The organism is Pseudomonas sp. TAA207 (assembly GCF_001529285.1).
GTDB classification, from domain to species: Bacteria; Pseudomonadota; Gammaproteobacteria; order Pseudomonadales; family Pseudomonadaceae; genus Aquipseudomonas; species Aquipseudomonas weihenstephanensis.
This window is the reverse complement of record NZ_LLWJ01000061.1, coordinates 44,002-61,639: the sequence shown is the minus strand read 5'-3', so window position 1 is coordinate 61,639 and position 17,638 is coordinate 44,002. Positions and strand designations below refer to the sequence as shown.

Below are 17,638 nucleotides of genomic sequence, written 5' to 3'. Positions count from 1 at the left end.
CTATCAGGTTTTTCTAAACCTTTACCCGCATACGCCTTCAGATTCTGTGCAGGGAATAAACCTGCCTTTTTCTGGAGGATGTTATGAAAACCCCGAGTGTCCCTAAACGCCTTGTCGCCAGTTGTGCATTGGCTTATGCCATGTTCATGGCGGGAGCTGCCGTGGCTGCCAGTCCTGCCGAGTTTGTTGACGAGGCGTCTGCAGCAGGGATTGCGGAGATTGAAAACAGTCGCATGGCAATTCAGAAAACCACGGCTGTAGATATCAATAGCTATGCAGTCGAAGTCATTAAGGACTACACCGATGCCAACCGTGACCTGAAAGAAATCGCTCAAAAGCAAGGTCTTAAGGTGGCGGCTGAAGAGGATATTTTGAGTAAAGCGAAGTCTATGATGCTTCAAGTGCAGGAAGGGGCGTCGTTTGATGTGGCTTACGCGGCTCATCAGGTCAAGACCCATGAAGATGCCATTGCATTGTTCAAGCATCAGGCCCATCAGTCCACGTCACCGGAACTCAAAGCGTTCGCTCACAAGTACTTACCCAAACTGGAGATGCATCTGGAAATGGCAAAGAAACTTGCCGCGGCTCACCAAAAAGGTGGCGCTGATAAACCTTACAGCTAATGGCAATGGGCTGCGCTGATGCCTGAAAGTATCAGCGCGGTATGTTCAAGCAGGGGTCTGGGTGCCTTTTTCGGTCGCAGTGACTTCCGATTCGGTGCGCGTCACTTCTACCGATTGGTTTTCACCCATGCGCTTGTACTGCTTGCGAATGTTGCGCAGTTCTTTGGCATCCAGTGAGTCCAGGTTGAGCACTGCATTTTGCGCTTCTTTGGTTACGCGCAGCAACTCGTCGATCTTGATGTGCAATACATCGTTATCACGGTTTTGAGTGTTTTGGATGAGGAACACCATCAGGAAGGTGATGATGGTGGTGGATGTATTGATGATCAACTGCCAGGTGTCATTGAAGTGGAAAAAAGGCCCCGACACGGCCCAGATCACGATGAGCAGGAGTGCAATCTGGAACGTACGGGGGCGGCCCGCGGCTTTGGCAAGCCCTTGGGAAAAGGTGTCGAATTTCATCTGTAAGCCTTTAAGTGGTCGTTACATCTTGGACACCACCTATGACTTGAAATTCTTTTTTACAGTTACCTTTTTGAGCCGTTTTGAACGATGGCCTTGAGTGCAGGATTAAGGTTTGGCAGAACCTGACGGGGTTATTAACTGATCGTTGTCGCCCACTGGGCCATTTCCGTCTGTATTCGTACCGCCCTGGCGACCAGGGTCATTGCCCTGAATCCTGGGGTCAACTGAAGGATGGGTAGGCGTATCGGCATCGTTATGGATTTTGGAATCCTGATTGATGCTGGGCTCAACCCCTTGAGTTGCAGGCGGGTTGACGGGATTTTCGGGGATGGTCGGTCCCGTTGAAGACGGTGCGGCATACGAACTGGCGGATAAAATGCCTAGCGCGGCGGCGAAAGAGAGGTGTTTGAGCAGCGTCATCATGATGTCAGCTCCAAGGTGGGCGAGGACTACATGATATTGGTGTGGGCATTTTACCGATTCGTGCCACTCAAGTGACGAACGGTTGGCTGATAACCGTTGCGTCACTCAATGCGCGCGCCACTCACACCGCGATGTCGTTGAATCCGCAGTATTCTTCCCAGCTCATGTCCAGTGCTTCAGCCACCTCTTGATGAACCTCCCGACGCATGGCTGCGAGTTCTTCAGGTGAGCGTGCAATCAGCTCCAGCGCCAGTTCCCACGCTTCCAGTCCGCGGCTTTGTGCTTCGTCTTCAAATGCCCAGAGGATTTGCTGTTGCCGGTCTTCGTGGCTCAGTTCCTTCATTTCTTCGATTAAGTGCGGGTGCGCCTTGATGAATGTGTCCAGGGCGAGTTCATTGCGCGATTCTTTAGGGATCATTCGTTATCTCGGAGCAATAAGAGGGTCTGCGCGGGCAGGTTATTTTCAGGGGGAATGCATCCTAGCGACTAAGCCAAGTGATGAGAAGTGCTGTAACACTCTCTAGTCGACGGGTTGCAGCTTGCTTTCGCGTTGCAAGGCGTAGCCCCAGACAGCCAGGGTTAATGTGGCGATGACGGCCCCGACGAGCACGATGCCATCCCACCCATAGACCGGATAGGTTTGCGCACCCACCAGTGAACCCAGCGCGCCACCGATGAAATAACAGGTGATGTAACCGGCATTAAGGCGATTACGCGCAGCAGGACGGACTTGAAACACCGCATTCTGATTGCTGACGTGAACCAGTTGCACGGCAAAATCCAATGCCAGCACGCCGATCAACAAGGCGGTCAACGAGGTGCCGGCAAACGCCATCGGTAGCCAGCTAGCAAGCAGGACCAGCAAGCCGACGGTGGTGGCCTGCTGCCCTTTGCCTCGGTCAGCCATGCGTCCGGCCCAGCTGGCCGCCAGTGCGCCGACGGCACCGGCCAGGCCGAACAGGCCGATCACAGCGTCCGAGTAGCTATAGGGTGGCACCGCCAGCAGAAAAGCCAGCGGGGTCCAGAACAAGGCAAACAGCGAGAACGTCAATAAGCCCAATGCGGCTCTCAGGCGCAGCACTGGCTCTTCGACGAACAGGCGAAACACCGATCCCAGCAATTTCGGGTAGCTCAAGCCCGCACTGTGGTGATGGCTGGGCAGGGCGACAAACAAAGCGATGGCGCTGATAAACATCAGTGCTGCCGCCAGCAAGTAGATGGTTCGCCAATCACCCGCCGAGGACAACGCCCCCGCAACGGTCCGCGCGAGCAAAATCCCCAGCAGCAGGCCACTCATCAAGGTGCCTACTACGCGCCCGCGGCTTTGCGGATCTGTCAGGCTGGCACCCATGGTTACCAGTATTTGGGCTGACACTGAAAACAGGCCCGTAATTGCCGTACCCAGTAACAGCCAAGTCAACGAGGGGGAAAATGCGCTCAAAAGAAGCCCCAGCGCACTGAGTACCGTCATGATCACAATGAGTCGGCGTTGCTCGAACAAGTCCCCCAGTGGTACCAGCAACAAAAGGCCTGCGCCGTAGCTCAGCTGCGCGGTAATGACCACGGAGCCAGCGCCGCTCATGCTCAAGCCCATGTGTTGGGCGATGGTGTGAAGCAACGGTTGCGCGTAATAGTTGCTGGCAACCGCCAGGCCGGTGGCGGTCGCCATCAGCAGAATCAGGGCGGTGCTTAAGGGCTTGGTGGCAGCAGTTGAGGCTGACATTGACTGTCTCGAAGGCGTTGGGAGTGGCGTGAAGTATCGGGACTGTCGGGCGTCAATGTCACTGAGTATGTCGAAAAAAATAACGGCTCAAACAACAAAGCCCCTCGCCAGGCTGGCGAGGGGCTGTGCAGGTGCAGCGCAGTCGGGCAATAAGCCTGATTAGTTGCGGCGCCCCAGTAACAGGCCAACCACCAGGCCAAAGCCTGCCGAAATCGCCACGGTCTGCCACGGATGGCCGCCGATGTAATTTTCTGTGGCGTCCACGACGGGCTTGGTGCGCTCGCGCACATTGCTCACTGAATCCAGCGCCTGTTTAAGTTTCAGGCCAACTTGCGCACGCAGGGTTTCACCCTCTTCGCCGACCAGTGAAGCACTGTCTTTAAGCAGTTTTTCCGATTCGGCAATCAGGTCTTGCAGCTCACTGAAAGCCTGGTCTTTGATTTGGTCTTCAGCGGCGTGTACGGCGTTTTTTCGAGCCATTGCGGTACTCCTTGCAGGTGAAAGGGTGATGAGTAATGGAGTCAGTCCCGTGCTGAAAAGTTGCATCTGTTTTTGCACGGGGTGCGGTACTAGGGTGACAGCGTAGTTAAAAACCAGGCTGAGACACTTCTTTTGAGGGTGTAAGATGTAGCCCAATTTACGCCGCAGGAAAATCTCATGAGCTTCAACCTCGCCAATAAGTCTCTCGCTGAGCGTGCTGCGCTTGAAGATGAAAAGTCCCGTCTGTTTGATCTTTGGCAGAGCAATCTGGGCAAGGCCAAAGGGGATGCGGCGCGTTTGTTTGGTGAGCGCTCCAAACGCAAGGGCAAGTGGGCTGAATGGGTGCGCTCGGAACTGGACGCGATGTCACCGCCGGAGTACGCCAACATGGTGCGCAGTGAAGTGAACCGTCTGATGGCGGCTGCCAAGTAAGTCGCAGCGAGTAGCCCCGCAGGCGCAAGCTGGCTCGCGATCCAGCGCAGCCCGTCTAGTCAATCGTGCAGACGCTGAAGTATTGCGCTGTAGCGCCCACGGTAATCTGCACCTCGTCGTCCACCTGTTTGCCCAGCAGCGCTGTGCCTAGCGGCGAATGCGGGGTGATAACCGTCACGGTTTGCCCCTCAACACAGAGCGTGAGGCCGGCGGCATCAGGCGCCAGAAATAGATGCTGCGCATTGCCGTTTTCGGCTTCCAGGTTGACCAGCGCGCCGACCTGAATCCCGCGCGCCGCATTGAACGGTTCTAGCGCCATTGTCCGGCAGCTTTTCAGCGACTGGCGGATCTGCTCAACCCTGCGTGCTTGCCCCGTCGCCAGATACGAGGCTTCCAGACCCAGCGTGTCGTATTTGTTTTCCGCGACATTCTCTTCGTGCGTGGCGGCTTCATAAGCCGTTTGAGCGGCGCGCTGGAGTACATCGAGGTCAACCTCAAGCTTTTCCAGTAGCAGGCGGTGCACAACAGTCTTGTTCATAAGGGGGGCGTTTTATGTCTGAGGTTAATTGCAAAAGCGCAGCACATTAGCCCGGCTTTTATCGGTTGGGGCATTTTGGTCTTGCTGTAACCAAAACTGGCACGTTGGGTTGGACAGGTTGCGATAGTTGCTGCGCGCTTGGTCAAGGCGTTGCTGTTGCTCGCTTTGATAAAGATTTTGCTGGTACTGCTCAAACATCACGTTGCTGGCTTCGGGCGTTTGAACGGGCGGTTGCGGTTGGATGATTTGGCGCAGGTCGTTGACCACTGGCGCCAGAGGGGCAGGCCCGAGCGTGCGATAAAGTAGCCAGCCGGTCAGTGCAATCGCCATGCAACCTAGCCAAAGGCCAGCGGCGATACAGCCGATCAACGACAACGGGCTTAACCTGACAGACAGTCGACGGCGAGCAATCGGACGAGCGGGCATGGCAGCCTCCTGGCAGGCGCGAATGGATGCGAGCGGCGATTGTCGCACGACTGCCGAGCAGATTAATCCGTGTCAGCGCTTCTGTATCGACTGTTTTATGCGGAGAATCCGCCTTTTGAGCGTTGGAGCCCGGAATGAAAGCCTCCTGGGATATTTTTTGCAGCGTGGTCGATAACTACGGTGACATTGGTGTGACCTGGCGGCTGGCCCGGCAATTGGTTGCCGAACATGACGTGGCCGTGCGGTTGTGGGTCGACGACTTGCAGGCGTTTGTCGCGCTTTGTCCCGAGGCAGACGCCACGGCAACCCAACAATGGCGCCAAGGGGTTGAGGTGCATCGGTGGCCGCAGGAGTGGGAGGCGGCGCAGGTGGCTGATGTCGTCATCGAAGCCTTTGCCTGCAAACTGCCAGAGGCTTATCTACTGGCCATGAAAGCCCGGCCTGTGCCTGCGCTGTGGATCAACCTTGAGTATTTAAGCGCCGAAGACTGGGTGACCGGTTGTCACGGATTACCCTCGCTGCGGCCTGACGGGCTCAAGCGCATGTTCTTCTTTCCCGGTTTTGAGAAAGGCACGGGGGGCCTGTTGCGAGAAGCAGATCTGATTGCCCGACGCCAGGCGTTTGAGCGTGATCCGCAGGCACGACGTGCTTTTTTGCAGGCGCTGGGGGTGTATGCGTTAGACGGTGCGCACCTGATTTCGCTCTTTGCTTACGAAAACACCGGGCTGGCCAGCTGGCTGGAGGCGATGGCAGCGGGCGCTCGACCCACGCATTTACTGGTGCCGCAAGGTCGCATCATGGGGGATCTGTTGCGCTGGCTGGATGTCGATCAATTGCCACTTGGAACGGTTGAGCAGCGGGGTCAACTGAGCGTTCAGGCACTGCCGTTCGTCCGGCAAGAGGATTACGATCGGCTTTTATGGAGTTGTGACTTCAATGCCGTGCGTGGCGAGGATTCATTTGTGCGGGCGCAATGGGCTGGTCGTCCGCTGCTGTGGCACATCTATCAGCAAGAAGAGGACGCGCACTGGATCAAGCTCAAGGCGTTTTTGGCGTTGTACGTCAAAGACTTGTCCGCGCCCGCCGCGCAGGCGTTCACCGAGCTGTGGCTGGCCTGGAACGCTGGCGCTGACATGGCGCACAGCTGGAATGCGGTGCTTGAACACTGGCCTGAAATCACCGCGCACAGCGAGCGCTGGTGCTTGCAACAGGCAATGCAGGCTGATCTTGCGCAAGCGCTGGTACTGTTTTATAGAAATTGGATATGATACGCGGCCTAGATTTTTGTAAATCTCAATCCAAATTCGGATACTCGCAATGAAAACTGGTAAAGAGCTTAAACCCGGCACCGTCATCAAGCTCGAAAACGACCCTTGGTTGGTTCAGAAAGCTGAATTCACCAAGTCGGGCCGTAACAGCGCGATCATGAAGACCAAGCTGAAGAACCTGCTGACCGGCTACAAAACTGAAATCGTTTACAGCGCTGATGACAAGCTGGAAGACGTGATCCTGGATCGCAAAGAAGCGACCCTGTCGTTCATCTCCGGCGACACCTACACGTTCATGGACACCACTGACTACACCATGTACGAGCTGAACGCTGAAGACATCGAAGCCGTTTTGCCTTTCGTTGAAGAAGGCATGACCGATGTTTGCGAAGCCATCTTCTTTGAAGACCGCCTGGTTTCCGTAGAGCTGCCGACCACCATCGTGCGTCAGGTTGACTACACCGAAGGTTCCGCGCGCGGCGACACTTCGGGCAAGGTGATGAAGCCTGCCAAACTGAAAAACGGTACCGAGCTGAGCGTTGCAGATTTCGTTGAAATCGGCGACTGGATCGAGATCGACACCCGTGACGGTGGCTCCTACAAGGGCCGCGCCAAGGTTTAAACCTTGCGTTAACCGCACCACAAAAGAGCCCGGCCTTATGGTCGGGTTTTTTTTGCTGGATGAAATCGTGCGCAAGGCCCGGTTTTGAGCTTTGCCACAGGCGAGCGACTGGGTAGCATGGCGGCTCACCAAGAGGGCCAGTAATGCTGATCGATTTTGCAATGTATGCCGCGCTGGGGATTGCCTTGGGCGCGCTGGGCGGGTTGTTCGGCATTGGTGGCGGCTTGATTGCCATTCCGGTGCTGGGCTTGTGGTTCGGGCTGGATCAACAGATGGCGCAGGGCACGGCCTTGGTGATGTCGGTGCCCAATGTGTTCGTGGCGCTGTACCGCTATAACCAGCGCAACCGTATCGATTGGCGCCAGGCACTGCCCTTGGTGGTGATGAGCTTTTGTTTTGCCTGGCTGGGCGCCATGCTCGCGGTCGGCCTGGACCCGAGCCTGATTCGCTGGGGGTTTGTCGGATTCTTGCTGGCCATCACCCTCTATAACCTGATCAAACTTTATGGCGCTTCGGCGCAAGCCGCTGCAAACACTCGCTTCGGTTGGCCGTGGTATGGCGTGCTGGGCGCGCTGGCGGGGACGACGGGCGGACTGTTCGGTGTGGGCGGCGCTGTGGTGGCGGCCCCCGTACTGACCAGCGTCTTCGGCACTTCGCAAGTGGTGGCTCAGGGGATGTCCCTGGCGCTGGCGGCCCCCAGTACCAGCGTCACGCTGCTCACCTATGCCGTGCACCATGAAGTGAACTGGCACATGGGGGTGCCGATGGCCATTGGTGGCCTGTTGAGTATCAGTTGGGGGGTCAAGGTGGCCCATGCGCTACCGGAGCGCGTATTGCGTGGCATGTACTGCGCCTTTTTGCTGATCTGTGCCGGGCTGCTGGCGATCAAGGCTTGAAGCCGTCGATGATGTACTGAGCAAAACACTCGATGATGGGGGAGGGCGTGGTGGTGGCCTTGCGCAACAGCACGATACTGGCCGTAGGCAAGAGCGGCAGGTTTTCGGCTTCGCCCACGATACGCAGGTCGGGCGTTAACAGGCTTTCGAGCTGTGCAGTCACCGCAAGTCCTGTGCTCACGACTGCATTGATGGCTGCCAGGCTGGCGCTGGTGTAGGCAACGCGGTACTCGCGCTGTAATGCATCCAGCGCATTGCAGGCCCAGATCCGGCAAAAGCACTCGGTATTGAACATCGCCAGGGGCAAGGGCGTTTGCTCGTGCGGCGAGAAACCTTGAGCCACCATCCACACGAAGCGTTCCTGGCGCAAGATCTGGCCCCTTTCAGAGCCGGGTTTGCGGGTGACGATGGTCAGGTCCAGATCGTTACGCTGCAACAACTGCGCTGAAGGTTCGCAATGCACTTCGACATTGATCAGCGGATAGTCCTGGGCAAAGCGTGAAAGAATGCCGGGCAAAAAACGCATCACATAATCATCCGGCGAGCCGATTTTGATCATGCCCACCATCTGCGGCTGGCGCAGGGTATTGAACACCTCACTGTGTAATTTAAGAATGCGCCGCGCATAGCCCAGTAACACCTGCCCTTCGGCAGTGAGCACCACGTTGCGCCCCTCGCGCTGAAAGAGCGGGCATTGCAGCACGTCTTCCTCCAGCCGTTTCATTTGCATGCTCACCGCCGATTGAGTGCGGTTGACGGCTTCGGCTGCGCGGGTAAATCCACCGTGATCGGCGATGGCTGCAAACGTGCGCAGCAGGTCGGTGTCGATGCTCGGAAAGTCAGCCATTGATCAATCTCGCAAATGAATTGCATAAGAAACATTCGTTGGATTGATCTTATGCCTGTGCGCAGACTTGAGCCATCCCCAAGGAGGATTCGAGCGATGAAAGGTCAGATAAGTGCAGGCTGGTTTGCGCGGGTGGTTCGCTGGCATCAACTGTCGCGCGAACGCGCACATTTACGGCGGGTCAGTGATGCCACATTGAAGGATTTGGGGTTGAGCCGGGCGGATATTGAAATCGAAAGTCACCGGCATTTTTGGGAAGACCCGTTCAACAAATGAGCCGCAATCCGTGCTGGCGCAGGCGCAGGTTGCGATCCTTTTAACATCAAGAGATCGCAACTGCGTGCTCACTCAGCGCTTAACCTGCTTGAGCGTTTCGGCAATCAAAAACGCCAGTTCCAGCGACTGATCGGCATTCATGCGTGGGTCGCAGTGGGTGTGGTAGCGGTCCGACAAGCCATCTTCGGTAATCGGACGCGCGCCACCAATGCATTCAGTGACATTTTGTCCGGTCATTTCGATGTGAATGCCGCCTGCATAGCTGCCCTCGGCCTCATGCACCTGGAAGAACTGCTTCACCTCGCCGAGGATCTGCGCGAAGTCGCGGGTCTTGTAACCGCTGCTGGCCTTGATCGTGTTGGCGTGCATCGGATCACAGCTCCAGAGCACCTGCTTGCCTTCGCCTTCGACCGCGCGGATCAGGCTTGGCAGGTGATCGCCCACCTTATTGGCGCCCATGCGCACGATCAAGTTGAGACGGCCCGGGTCGTTGTCCGGGTTGAGGATATCGATCAGGCGGATCAGGTCTTGGGTGTTCATGCTCGGGCCAACCTTGACCCCAATCGGATTATTGACCCCGCGCAGGAACTCGACATGTGCGCCGTCGAGCTGGCGCGTGCGATCGCCGATCCACAGCATGTGGGCCGAGCAATCGTAATAATCGTTGGTCAGGCTGTCGCGACGCACGAACGCTTCTTCGTAGTTCAACAGCAGCGCTTCGTGAGCCGTGAAGAAGCTGGTCTCGCGCAACTGCGGCGAGCTGTCCATGCCGCAGGCGCGCATAAAGGCCAAGGTTTCGTCGATGCGGCTGGCCAATTGGCTGTATTTATCCGCCAGTGCCGAGTTGGCGATGAAGTCCAGGTTCCATTTGTGAACCTGATGCAGGTCGGCAAAGCCGCCCTGGGCAAAGGCGCGCAGCAGGTTCAGGGTCGCCGTTGACTGGTTATAGGCTTGCACCAGACGCTCGGGGTCCGGCACGCGGCTTTTTTCATCGAAGCCGATGCCGTTAACAATATCGCCCCGGTACGCTGGCAGGGTTACGCCATTGATCGTTTCATCGTTGGCCGAACGCGGCTTGGCGAATTGCCCGGCCATGCGCCCGACCTTGACCACCGGGCAACCTGCGGCGAAGGTCATGACGATTGCCATTTGCAGCAACACTTTGAACGTGTCGCGAATTTTGGCGGCGGAAAACTCGGCAAAGCTTTCAGCGCAATCGCCGCCCTGCAACAGAAACGCCCGACCTTGTGTGACCTCGGCAAACTGACGGCGTAATTCGCGAGCCTCGCCCGCAAAGACCAGTGGCGGGTAACTCGCCAGGCTCTGCTCGACACGCAGTACGTGCGCGGCATCAGGGTAGTGCGGTTGTTGCTGGATTGGCAGGGCGCGCCAGCTGTCGGGGGTCCAGGGTTGGCTCATCGCAGACTCTAGTGTCAAGGGGAGATGGCGCATGTTATCAGCAATTAGTGCGTGACCTGTTGCGTGGCAATGGCCGACAATCGCGCCTTTCTGCTCGGCTCCGAGTGGTGTTTTTTTAGAGCGATGCCCGGGTTGTGCCGGGTCGCGGCAAGGAGAGGAAATGTCTGAGGAGCGCGTTGAGCGTCTGCTCGCTGAGGTTCATGATGACTTCGGCATGATTCGAGTACTTGAAGTGGAAGACTACCGCTTCCTCGAATTTGGCGATGCGATCGAGCAAAGTTGCGTGTTCACCGCTGATCCCAGCTGGCTGGAATACGACTACACCCGCGCCATGCTGATTGGCGCGCTGTGCCATGAAGCCCCCGAAAGTGCCTTGTTTCTAGGTTTGGGCGCCGGAACCCTGACCCAGGCCTGTCTGAAGTTTTTGCCCCTTGAGGATGTCGAAGCCATTGAACTGCGCCCGGATGTCCCGCGTCTGGCCATCGAGTACCTTGGGCTGGACGATGACCCGCGCTTGTACATTCGCATCGGCGATGCGCAGGAGTTGCTGGAAAGTGCGGAGTCGGCGGACCTGATCTTTGTCGACCTGTACAACGACTTGGGGCCTGCGCCTGCTCATCTGGGCTGGAACTTTCTTGAAAGCTGCCAGAACAAGCTCAACCCCAACGGTTGGCTGATCATCAACCAGTGGGCCACAGATGATGGCAAACCGCTGGGTGCAGCGCTGCTGCGCGGGTTATTCCATCGTCACTATTGGGAGCTGCCGGTGAAGGAGGGGAACGTCATTTTGATGGTGCCTGCCGATCTGGAACAAACGCTGGAGCTGCCGGCTTTGACGCTGCGGGCCCAGGGCTTGGCTGCGCGTTTGGGCTACTCGCTGGAGTCCTTGATCAAGGCCATTCGCCCAGCCACGTGAAGGGCGAAGGTGAAACGTTTTAGCCCGCGGGCGAGGGTTTAATCATTTTGCAGTGTGCAAAATATCGTCAAGGCCCGGTCTACAGAGGCGTTCAGCGCTTTTATCCTTAAAAAAACACTTCTTTTTTTGGATAAATCCGGTATAGTGCGCGCCGGCCTTTAGCCGGGCCACGTTTAGGTGTCGCATTTCCCGAAGCACGCTTCGGCTGCTCGTCCGTTTCGCGGACAACCCTGAACGCTCCATTCATTTAAACGTTTTCGCAAATCCCCGCCGACAAAGCAGCCAGGGCGACTCTTGAGTCTTACACGGCATGCGCAGCTTTGGAGCATGGGTCTTTGCGGATGCACTTAGAGGCAGACCCATGACCCAGGAAACCGGCGGCTTCGCCGCTTTTAATCTTAATCCGAACATTCTTGCAGCCGTTGCAGCAACTGGCTACGAAGAACCTTCGGCTATTCAGCAGCAATCGATCCCGATCATCATGGCCGGTCACGACATGATTGGTCAGGCGCAAACCGGTACGGGTAAAACCGCCGCGTTCGCCCTGCCGATCCTGCACCGCATCGATCCTGCTAAGCGCGAGCCGCAAGCCCTGATCCTGGCGCCAACCCGTGAGTTGGCGCTGCAAGTAGCAACCGCTTTCGAAACCTACGCCAAGCAAATGCCGGGTGTAACTGTTGTGGCCGTTTACGGCGGCGCGCCTATGGGCCCACAACTGAAAGCAATCCGTAATGGCGCACAAATCGTTGTCGCCACACCGGGCCGTCTGTGCGACCACTTGCGTCGTGACGAAAAAGTATTGGCGACCGTGAACCACCTGGTTCTCGACGAAGCTGACGAAATGCTCAAGCTGGGCTTCATGGATGACCTTGAAGTGATCTTCAAGGCCTTGCCAGCGACTCGCCAGACCGTATTGTTCTCGGCGACCTTGCCGCAGTCGATCCGTGCCATTGCTGAGCGCCACCTGCGCGACCCGCAACACGTGAAGATTCAGACCAAGACTCAGACCGTTACCGCGATCGAACAGGCTCACCTGTTGGTTCACGCTGACCAGAAGACCTCGGCTGTATTGAGCCTGCTGGAAGTTGAAGATTTCGACGCCCTGATCATGTTCGTGCGCACCAAGCAAGCGACCCTGGACCTGGCCAGTGCCCTGGAAGCCAAAGGCTATAAAGCTGCTGCGCTGAACGGTGACATTGCTCAGAACCAGCGTGAGCGCGTTATCGAATCCCTCAAAGATGGCCGTCTGGACATCGTTGTGGCGACCGACGTAGCGGCACGTGGTCTTGACGTTCCACGTATCACCCACGTGTTCAACGTTGACATGCCTTACGATCCAGAGTCCTACGTTCACCGTATCGGCCGTACTGGCCGTGCCGGTCGCGAAGGTCGCGCCCTGTTGCTGGTTACGCCGCGTGAGCGTCGCATGCTGCAAGTGATCGAGCGTGTAACCGGTCAAAAGGTTGCTGAAGTCCGCCTGCCGGATGCTCAAGCTGTTCTCGATGCTCGCATCAAGAAACTGACCAACAGCCTGACGCCGCTGGTGGCTGACGCTGAATCGACTCACGGTGATCTGCTGGATCGCCTGATTGCCGATATCGGTTGCAGCCCACGTGCATTGGCCGCAGCGCTGTTGCGCAAAGCCACCAATGGTCAGGCGCTGACCTTGGCTGCCATCGAGCGTGATCGCCCACTGGTGCCTAACAGTGCACCGCGTGAGCGTTCCGAGCGTTCGGGTGACCGTCCGGACCGCGGTGATCGTGAGCGTCGCGCTCCGGTTGCATTGGCCGAAGGCCGTGCTCGTTGCCGTACCGCGCTGGGTGCGCGTGATGGCATCGCTGCCAAGAACCTGCTGGGCGCTATCCTCAACGAGGGTGGTCTGGCACGTGAAGCCATCGGTCGCATTCAAGTGCGTGATAGCTTCAGCCTGGTAGAACTGCCGGAAGATGGCCTGGAAAAACTGCTGGCCAAGCTCAAAGATACTCGCGTTGCAGGCAAGCAGCTCAAGCTGCGTCGCTATCGCGAAGATTAATCACTGTTGCAGTGATTGATCGCTAAAAAAATCCCCGACTGGTTCGGGGATTTTTTTTGCCTGCCTTTTTTGGTGGCTGCCCGTAGTTGCAGCCAAGGCACCCAAGCTGCGAGTGTTGACTGAGACGGCTCTATGCTCAATCGGATCGCGTTGGAGCGATTGCAGGTTCACCCGAACCGATAGATGTCCATCCCCAGAGCGCCCATCGTCCAGCCTTCGTGTTCAATACGAGGAGCCCCCCCGGCACCGCGAGCGAAATAAAGCGGCAGCAAGTGCTCGTCACTCGGGTGGCTGCGTACGGCATTTGGCGCCTGGCGGCGATAGTCGTGCAGCGCTGCCTCGTCATCATGGGTGAGCTTTTCAATCATCCAGTCACGAAAATCTTTGGCCCACGTCTCGATACTCTCTGGCCCCGCACGCCAGTCAAGCTCACGCAAGTTGTGGGTAATGCTGCCAGAGCCGATCAGCAAAATGCCTTCTTCACGCAAACCCGCCAAAGCGCGACCGACTTTTGTCTGATAAGCCGGGCCTTTGTGGCTGGGCAGTGAAATTTGTACAACCGGAATATCCGCTGCCGGGTACATCAATGACAGCGGCACCCAGGTGCCGTGATCGAAAGGGCGTTTGGCGTCGAGTTGTGCGGGTAGGCCGCCGTCTTGTAACACTTGAGCAATGCGCGCTGCCAGGGCAGGCTCGCCCGGCGCGGGGTATTGCACGGCAAACAACGCAGGAGGGAAGCCGCCAAAATCGTGCCACGTTTCAGGCGCTGCGGCGCTGCTAACGCGCAGTTCGGGGCTTTCCCAATGGGCAGACATCACTACAATTGCTTTAGGTCGTGGCAATTCACTGGCCAGGCGAGTCAGGGCGGGGCCACTGGCGCCTGGTTCGAGTGCTAGCATCGGCGAGCCATGGGAGATAAAAAGACTGGGGAGCATGGCGTTATGTCTCAAGGTTAAGATGCGTCATCTTCATCCTGATCATTGATCTAAATCCAATATAAGTTTTAGTACTTATCTATCGAATTTAAAGGTGAATCATGCAGCCTGAGTTTTGGCACGACCGGTGGAAGAACAATCAGATTGGCTTTCATCTGGACCACGTCAACCCGTATTTGGCGCGCTATTGGCCAACCTTGGGGTTAGAGCCAGGTGCGCGTGTGCTGGTGCCTTTGTGTGGGAAAAGTCTGGATATCACCTGGCTGGCCGCTCACGGTTACCACGTGTTGGGTGTCGAGTTGTCTGAGGATGCTGTAAAGCGCTATTTCAGCGAGCATAACCTCAAACCCGACGTTACCCGGCGTGGCGCCTTCAGCGTCTATGAGGCGGGGCCTGTGACCCTCATGTGTGGTGACTTGTTTGCGATCAGCGCAGCCGATGTGGCGACGTGTCAGGGGTTATATGACCGTGCGGCAATCATCGCCTTACCGCCTGAGATGCGAGCAAATTACGTTACCCACTTGACGAAAGTCTTGCCGCGCGATTGCCAGGGCCTGTTGATTACTCTCGACTACGATCAATCCGAAATGCAGGGGCCGCCATTCTCAGTGCCGGATACAGAGGTTCAGCGCCTGCTGACCCCAGAGTGGTCGCTGGAGGTGCTGGAGCAATCCGACATTCTGGACAAGAGCTGGAATTTCCTGAATAAGGGCGCCACTCGTTTGGTAGAGCGCGCGTATCGCTTGCAAAAAAACGTCTAAGCCCGCTGCGTCGAACATGAAAAAGGGCGACCGAAGTCGCCCTTTTATTGTGCCTGTGCCGTCAGGTTAGCCGCGACGACGCAATGCATCGATACGTTCTTCCAGCGGCGGGTGGCTCATGAACATGCGCGCCAGGCCCTGCTTGATACCGCCATTGATACCAAAGGCGGCCAAGGTGTCAGGCATATGCACCGGCAGGCCCTGTTCGGAGCGCAGACGTTGCAGGGCGCTGATCATGGCGGTGGTACCCGCCAGATGAGCACCGGCTTCATCTGCCCGGAACTCACGTTTGCGCGAGAACCACATCACGATGGCGCTGGCCAGGAAGCCCAGTACCAACTCGGCAAAAATGGTCGCAACGTAATAGGCAATGCCTCGGCCTTCATCGTTCTTGAAAATCACTTTGTCGACAAAGTTGCCGATAATGCGCGCAAAGAACATGACGAAGGTGTTCACCACGCCCTGAACCAGTGCCAGGGTGACCATATCACCGTTGGCCACATGGCCGATTTCGTGAGCCAGCACGGCTTTCACTTCATCGGGCGAGAAGCGCTCCAAAAGCCCCTGGCTAACAGCCACCAGGGCATCGTTCTTGTTCCAGCCGGTTGCAAAAGCATTAGCCTCATAAGCCGGGAAGATCCCGACCTCGGGCATTTTGATCCCGGCCTCCCGAGACAATTGCTCAACGGTTTGCATCAGCCATTGTTCATGACGAGTACGAGGTTGAGTAATCACCTGGGTGCTTGTGCTCATCTTCGCCATCCATTTGGAGATGAACAGCGAGAACAGAGACCCTGCGAAACCAAAGACTGCACAGAAAACCAACAGCTGACTGAGGTTCAGATCAACCCCGTTGGCCGCCATGAACCCGTTAAAGCCGAACAGGCTCAGGGTGATGCTGGCAATCAGCACGACCGCCAGGTTAGTGGCCAAAAACAGCAAAATGCGCATCATGGTTGTAAGAATCTCCTCGTCTTAAGGTGTTGCCGCATGCGGGGTATATAAGGTGCTGTTACAGGCTATTCAACCAAGTGACTATTTCAAACTGTGTCCTACAGCGTGATTCTAGTTGCAAGAGAGCCATTTCCTAATACGGATTGACTTTTTTTAGGCTCAAAAATTCCCACAAAACCCAGTGGATACGAGGCTTAAGGATTTTTTAAGGCGTATTCAGGCGCGAAAAGGCCCGGAAGGTACAGTAAGTGAAGAATGTTTCATTAGACACATGCTGTGCGACATTTGATGCGTCGCACAGCATGTAGAGAAATTACTGACGGTAGGTTTTCAGAAAGTTACCGATTCTGCCGATCGCCTGATCCAGTTCGTCCACGCGTGGCAGTGTCACCACGCGAAAGTGATCTGGCCACGGCCAATTGAACGCCGTGCCTTGCACCACCAGCAGTTTTTCCGACAGCAGCAAGTCGAGCACGAATTTCTCGTCGTTAAGAATCGGGCAGACTTTTGGATCAATGCGCGGGAACGCATACAGCGCGCCCATCGGTTTTACGCAACTGACGCCCGGAATGTCATTGAGCAACTCCCAGGTACGGTTACGTTGCTCCAGCAAGCGGCCGTTGGGCAGCACCAGGTCATTGATGCTCTGGTAGCCACCGAGCGCGGTCTGGATGGCATGCTGGCTGGGCACGTTGGCGCACAGGCGCATGTTGGCCAGCATGTCGATGCCTTCAATGTAGCTTTGGGCATTGTGCTTGGGGCCGGAGATAGCGATCCAGCCGGAACGGAAACCTGCCACCCGGTACGACTTGGAGAGGCCGTTAAAGGTCAGGCAGAGCACGTCCGGTGCCAGCGACGCAGTGCAGATGTGCACGGCATCGTCATACAGAATTTTGTCGTAGATCTCATCCGAGAACACCACCAGGTTGTGCTGGCGAGCGATTTGCAACATACCTTGCAGCAGCTCTTTGGAATACACCGCACCCGTTGGGTTGTTCGGGTTGATGATGACCATCGCTTTGGTGTTTGGGGTGATTTTGGCTTTGATATCGGCCAGGTCAGGGAACCAGTTGGCTTGCTCGTCGCACAGGTAGTGCACCGGATGGCCACCTGCCAGCGTTACCGCTGCGGTCCATAGCGGGTAATCGGGGGCGGGCACCAGCACTTCATCGCCATTGTTGAGCAACGCTTGCAGCGACATCACGATGAGTTCGGAGACGCCATTACCCAGGTAGATGTCTTCAATGCCCACGCCTTCTACCTGCTTTTGCTGGTAGTACTGCATCACGGCTTTGCGGGCGCTGAACAGGCCTTTGGAGTCGCTGTAGCCCTGAGCGGTAGGCAAATTGCGGATCACGTCCTGAAGGATTTCGTCCGGCGCTTCAAAACCAAATGGCGCCGGGTTGCCGATATTCAGCTTGAGGATGCGGTGGCCTTCCTCTTCCAGACGTTTGGCGTGCTTGAGCACTGGGCCGCGAATGTCATAACAGACGTTGGCGAGCTTGTTTGATTTGCTGACCTGCATGGCGATGTGATCCCGAAAATGAACGATCCAGCCAGGACGTGACGCCTGCACTGGGAAATTCTGTGTCTTCACACAGC

21 protein-coding genes are annotated in these 17,638 nt (G+C 56.7%); 9 read left to right on the top strand and 12 right to left on the bottom strand.

Going from position 1 to position 17,638, the window contains the following annotated elements; translation table 11 throughout:
• Positions 1–83: 83 nt before the first annotated feature.
• Entirely contained in the window at positions 84–623 is a 540-nt protein-coding gene (locus tag AP059_RS07875; RefSeq protein WP_059762738.1) for a DUF4142 domain-containing protein, read from the top strand.
• Positions 624–668: 45 nt separating this feature from the next.
• Here the strand turns inward: AP059_RS07875 and AP059_RS07870 are convergent, their stop codons facing one another.
• The 5 genes from AP059_RS07870 to AP059_RS07855 all read right to left on the bottom strand — a co-directional run bounded on the left by AP059_RS07870 (position 669) and on the right by AP059_RS07855 (position 3,714).
• Positions 669–1,085, bottom strand: a complete 417-nt coding sequence (locus tag AP059_RS07870; protein ID WP_059762737.1) for a low affinity iron permease family protein — start codon at positions 1,083–1,085, stop codon at positions 669–671.
• 108 nt (positions 1,086–1,193) lie between these two features.
• Positions 1,194–1,511, bottom strand: coding sequence for a hypothetical protein (locus tag AP059_RS21975; RefSeq protein ID WP_177332363.1), 318 nt, complete (start codon positions 1,509–1,511; stop codon positions 1,194–1,196).
• A 121-nt stretch (positions 1,512–1,632) separates the two neighbouring features.
• The gene (locus AP059_RS07865; RefSeq protein WP_059762736.1) at positions 1,633–1,929 is read right to left on the bottom strand and encodes a DUF6388 family protein; all 297 of its coding nucleotides are present in this window, start codon (positions 1,927–1,929) and stop codon (positions 1,633–1,635) included.
• 102 nt (positions 1,930–2,031) lie between these two features.
• Positions 2,032–3,234 (bottom strand): MFS transporter, encoded by a 1,203-nt coding sequence (locus AP059_RS07860; protein WP_059762735.1) that lies wholly within the window; start codon positions 3,232–3,234, stop codon positions 2,032–2,034.
• A gap of 159 nt (positions 3,235–3,393) precedes the next feature.
• Positions 3,394–3,714 carry a DUF883 family protein gene (locus AP059_RS07855; protein WP_048362974.1) on the bottom strand — a complete coding sequence of 107 codons (321 nt, stop codon included), beginning with the start codon at positions 3,712–3,714 and terminating at the stop codon, positions 3,394–3,396.
• A gap of 177 nt (positions 3,715–3,891) precedes the next feature.
• Between AP059_RS07855 and AP059_RS07850 the strand changes: the two genes are divergently transcribed.
• Positions 3,892–4,146 (top strand): hypothetical protein, encoded by a 255-nt coding sequence (locus tag AP059_RS07850; protein ID WP_048362975.1) that lies wholly within the window; start codon positions 3,892–3,894, stop codon positions 4,144–4,146.
• A 55-nt stretch (positions 4,147–4,201) separates the two neighbouring features.
• Here the strand turns inward: AP059_RS07850 and AP059_RS07845 are convergent, their stop codons facing one another.
• Complete coding sequence (locus tag AP059_RS07845) at positions 4,202–4,684, bottom strand: GreA/GreB family elongation factor (RefSeq protein ID WP_059762734.1); 483 nt, start codon at positions 4,682–4,684, stop codon at positions 4,202–4,204.
• Between the two features lie 24 nt (positions 4,685–4,708).
• Positions 4,709–5,110: a hypothetical protein gene (locus AP059_RS07840; RefSeq protein ID WP_048362977.1), complete on the bottom strand. Its 402-nt coding sequence runs from the start codon at positions 5,108–5,110 to the stop codon at positions 4,709–4,711.
• Positions 5,111–5,244: 134 nt separating this feature from the next.
• On the opposite strand from AP059_RS07840, the gene earP reads away from it, so the two are divergent.
• From earP to AP059_RS07825, 3 genes are all read left to right on the top strand, one after another.
• Positions 5,245–6,378: an elongation factor P maturation arginine rhamnosyltransferase EarP gene (gene earP / locus AP059_RS07835; protein ID WP_059762733.1), complete on the top strand. Its 1,134-nt coding sequence runs from the start codon at positions 5,245–5,247 to the stop codon at positions 6,376–6,378.
• 49 nt (positions 6,379–6,427) lie between these two features.
• Positions 6,428–7,000: an elongation factor P gene (locus AP059_RS07830; RefSeq protein WP_016780001.1), complete on the top strand. Its 573-nt coding sequence runs from the start codon at positions 6,428–6,430 to the stop codon at positions 6,998–7,000.
• 161 nt (positions 7,001–7,161) lie between these two features.
• Complete coding sequence (locus AP059_RS07825; RefSeq protein ID WP_371260626.1) at positions 7,162–7,896, top strand: sulfite exporter TauE/SafE family protein; 735 nt, start codon at positions 7,162–7,164, stop codon at positions 7,894–7,896.
• On the opposite strand, the gene AP059_RS07820 is transcribed toward AP059_RS07825, so the two are convergent.
• Positions 7,886–8,743: a LysR family transcriptional regulator gene (locus tag AP059_RS07820; protein ID WP_048362980.1), complete on the bottom strand. Its 858-nt coding sequence runs from the start codon at positions 8,741–8,743 to the stop codon at positions 7,886–7,888. The two genes, AP059_RS07825 and AP059_RS07820, sit on opposite strands and share 11 nt — an antisense overlap.
• Before the next feature lie 96 nt (positions 8,744–8,839).
• Here AP059_RS07820 and AP059_RS07815 point away from each other — a divergent pair, with 96 nt between their 5' ends.
• Positions 8,840–9,019, top strand: a complete 180-nt coding sequence (locus tag AP059_RS07815; RefSeq protein WP_059762731.1) for a DUF1127 domain-containing protein — start codon at positions 8,840–8,842, stop codon at positions 9,017–9,019.
• A gap of 72 nt (positions 9,020–9,091) precedes the next feature.
• Here the strand turns inward: AP059_RS07815 and AP059_RS07810 are convergent, their stop codons facing one another.
• A complete protein-coding gene (locus AP059_RS07810) occupies positions 9,092–10,438 on the bottom strand; it encodes a class II 3-deoxy-7-phosphoheptulonate synthase (protein WP_059762730.1) in 1,347 nt (448 codons plus the stop codon).
• A 160-nt stretch (positions 10,439–10,598) separates the two neighbouring features.
• Here AP059_RS07810 and AP059_RS07805 point away from each other — a divergent pair, with 160 nt between their 5' ends.
• Together AP059_RS07805 and AP059_RS07800 are read left to right on the top strand one after the other, a co-directional pair.
• On the top strand, positions 10,599–11,354 hold the full coding sequence (locus AP059_RS07805; RefSeq protein WP_059762729.1) for a spermidine synthase: 756 nt from the start codon (positions 10,599–10,601) through the stop codon (positions 11,352–11,354).
• A gap of 361 nt (positions 11,355–11,715) precedes the next feature.
• The gene (locus tag AP059_RS07800) at positions 11,716–13,386 is read left to right on the top strand and encodes a DEAD/DEAH box helicase (RefSeq protein WP_048362984.1); all 1,671 of its coding nucleotides are present in this window, start codon (positions 11,716–11,718) and stop codon (positions 13,384–13,386) included.
• A 167-nt stretch (positions 13,387–13,553) separates the two neighbouring features.
• Here AP059_RS07800 and AP059_RS07795 read toward each other — a convergent pair whose 3' ends face one another.
• A complete protein-coding gene (locus AP059_RS07795) occupies positions 13,554–14,321 on the bottom strand; it encodes a DODA-type extradiol aromatic ring-opening family dioxygenase (protein ID WP_059762728.1) in 768 nt (255 codons plus the stop codon).
• A 101-nt stretch (positions 14,322–14,422) separates the two neighbouring features.
• On the opposite strand from AP059_RS07795, the gene AP059_RS07790 reads away from it, so the two are divergent.
• Entirely contained in the window at positions 14,423–15,082 is a 660-nt protein-coding gene (locus AP059_RS07790) for a thiopurine S-methyltransferase (protein WP_059762727.1), read from the top strand.
• A 66-nt stretch (positions 15,083–15,148) separates the two neighbouring features.
• On the opposite strand, the gene htpX is transcribed toward AP059_RS07790, so the two are convergent.
• Together htpX and AP059_RS07780 are read right to left on the bottom strand one after the other, a co-directional pair.
• Complete coding sequence (htpX, locus tag AP059_RS07785; RefSeq protein WP_059762726.1) at positions 15,149–16,036, bottom strand: protease HtpX; 888 nt, start codon at positions 16,034–16,036, stop codon at positions 15,149–15,151.
• A gap of 313 nt (positions 16,037–16,349) precedes the next feature.
• Positions 16,350–17,561, bottom strand: coding sequence for a pyridoxal phosphate-dependent aminotransferase (locus AP059_RS07780; protein ID WP_048362988.1), 1,212 nt, complete (start codon positions 17,559–17,561; stop codon positions 16,350–16,352).
• Between the last annotated feature and the right edge of the window lie 77 nt (positions 17,562–17,638).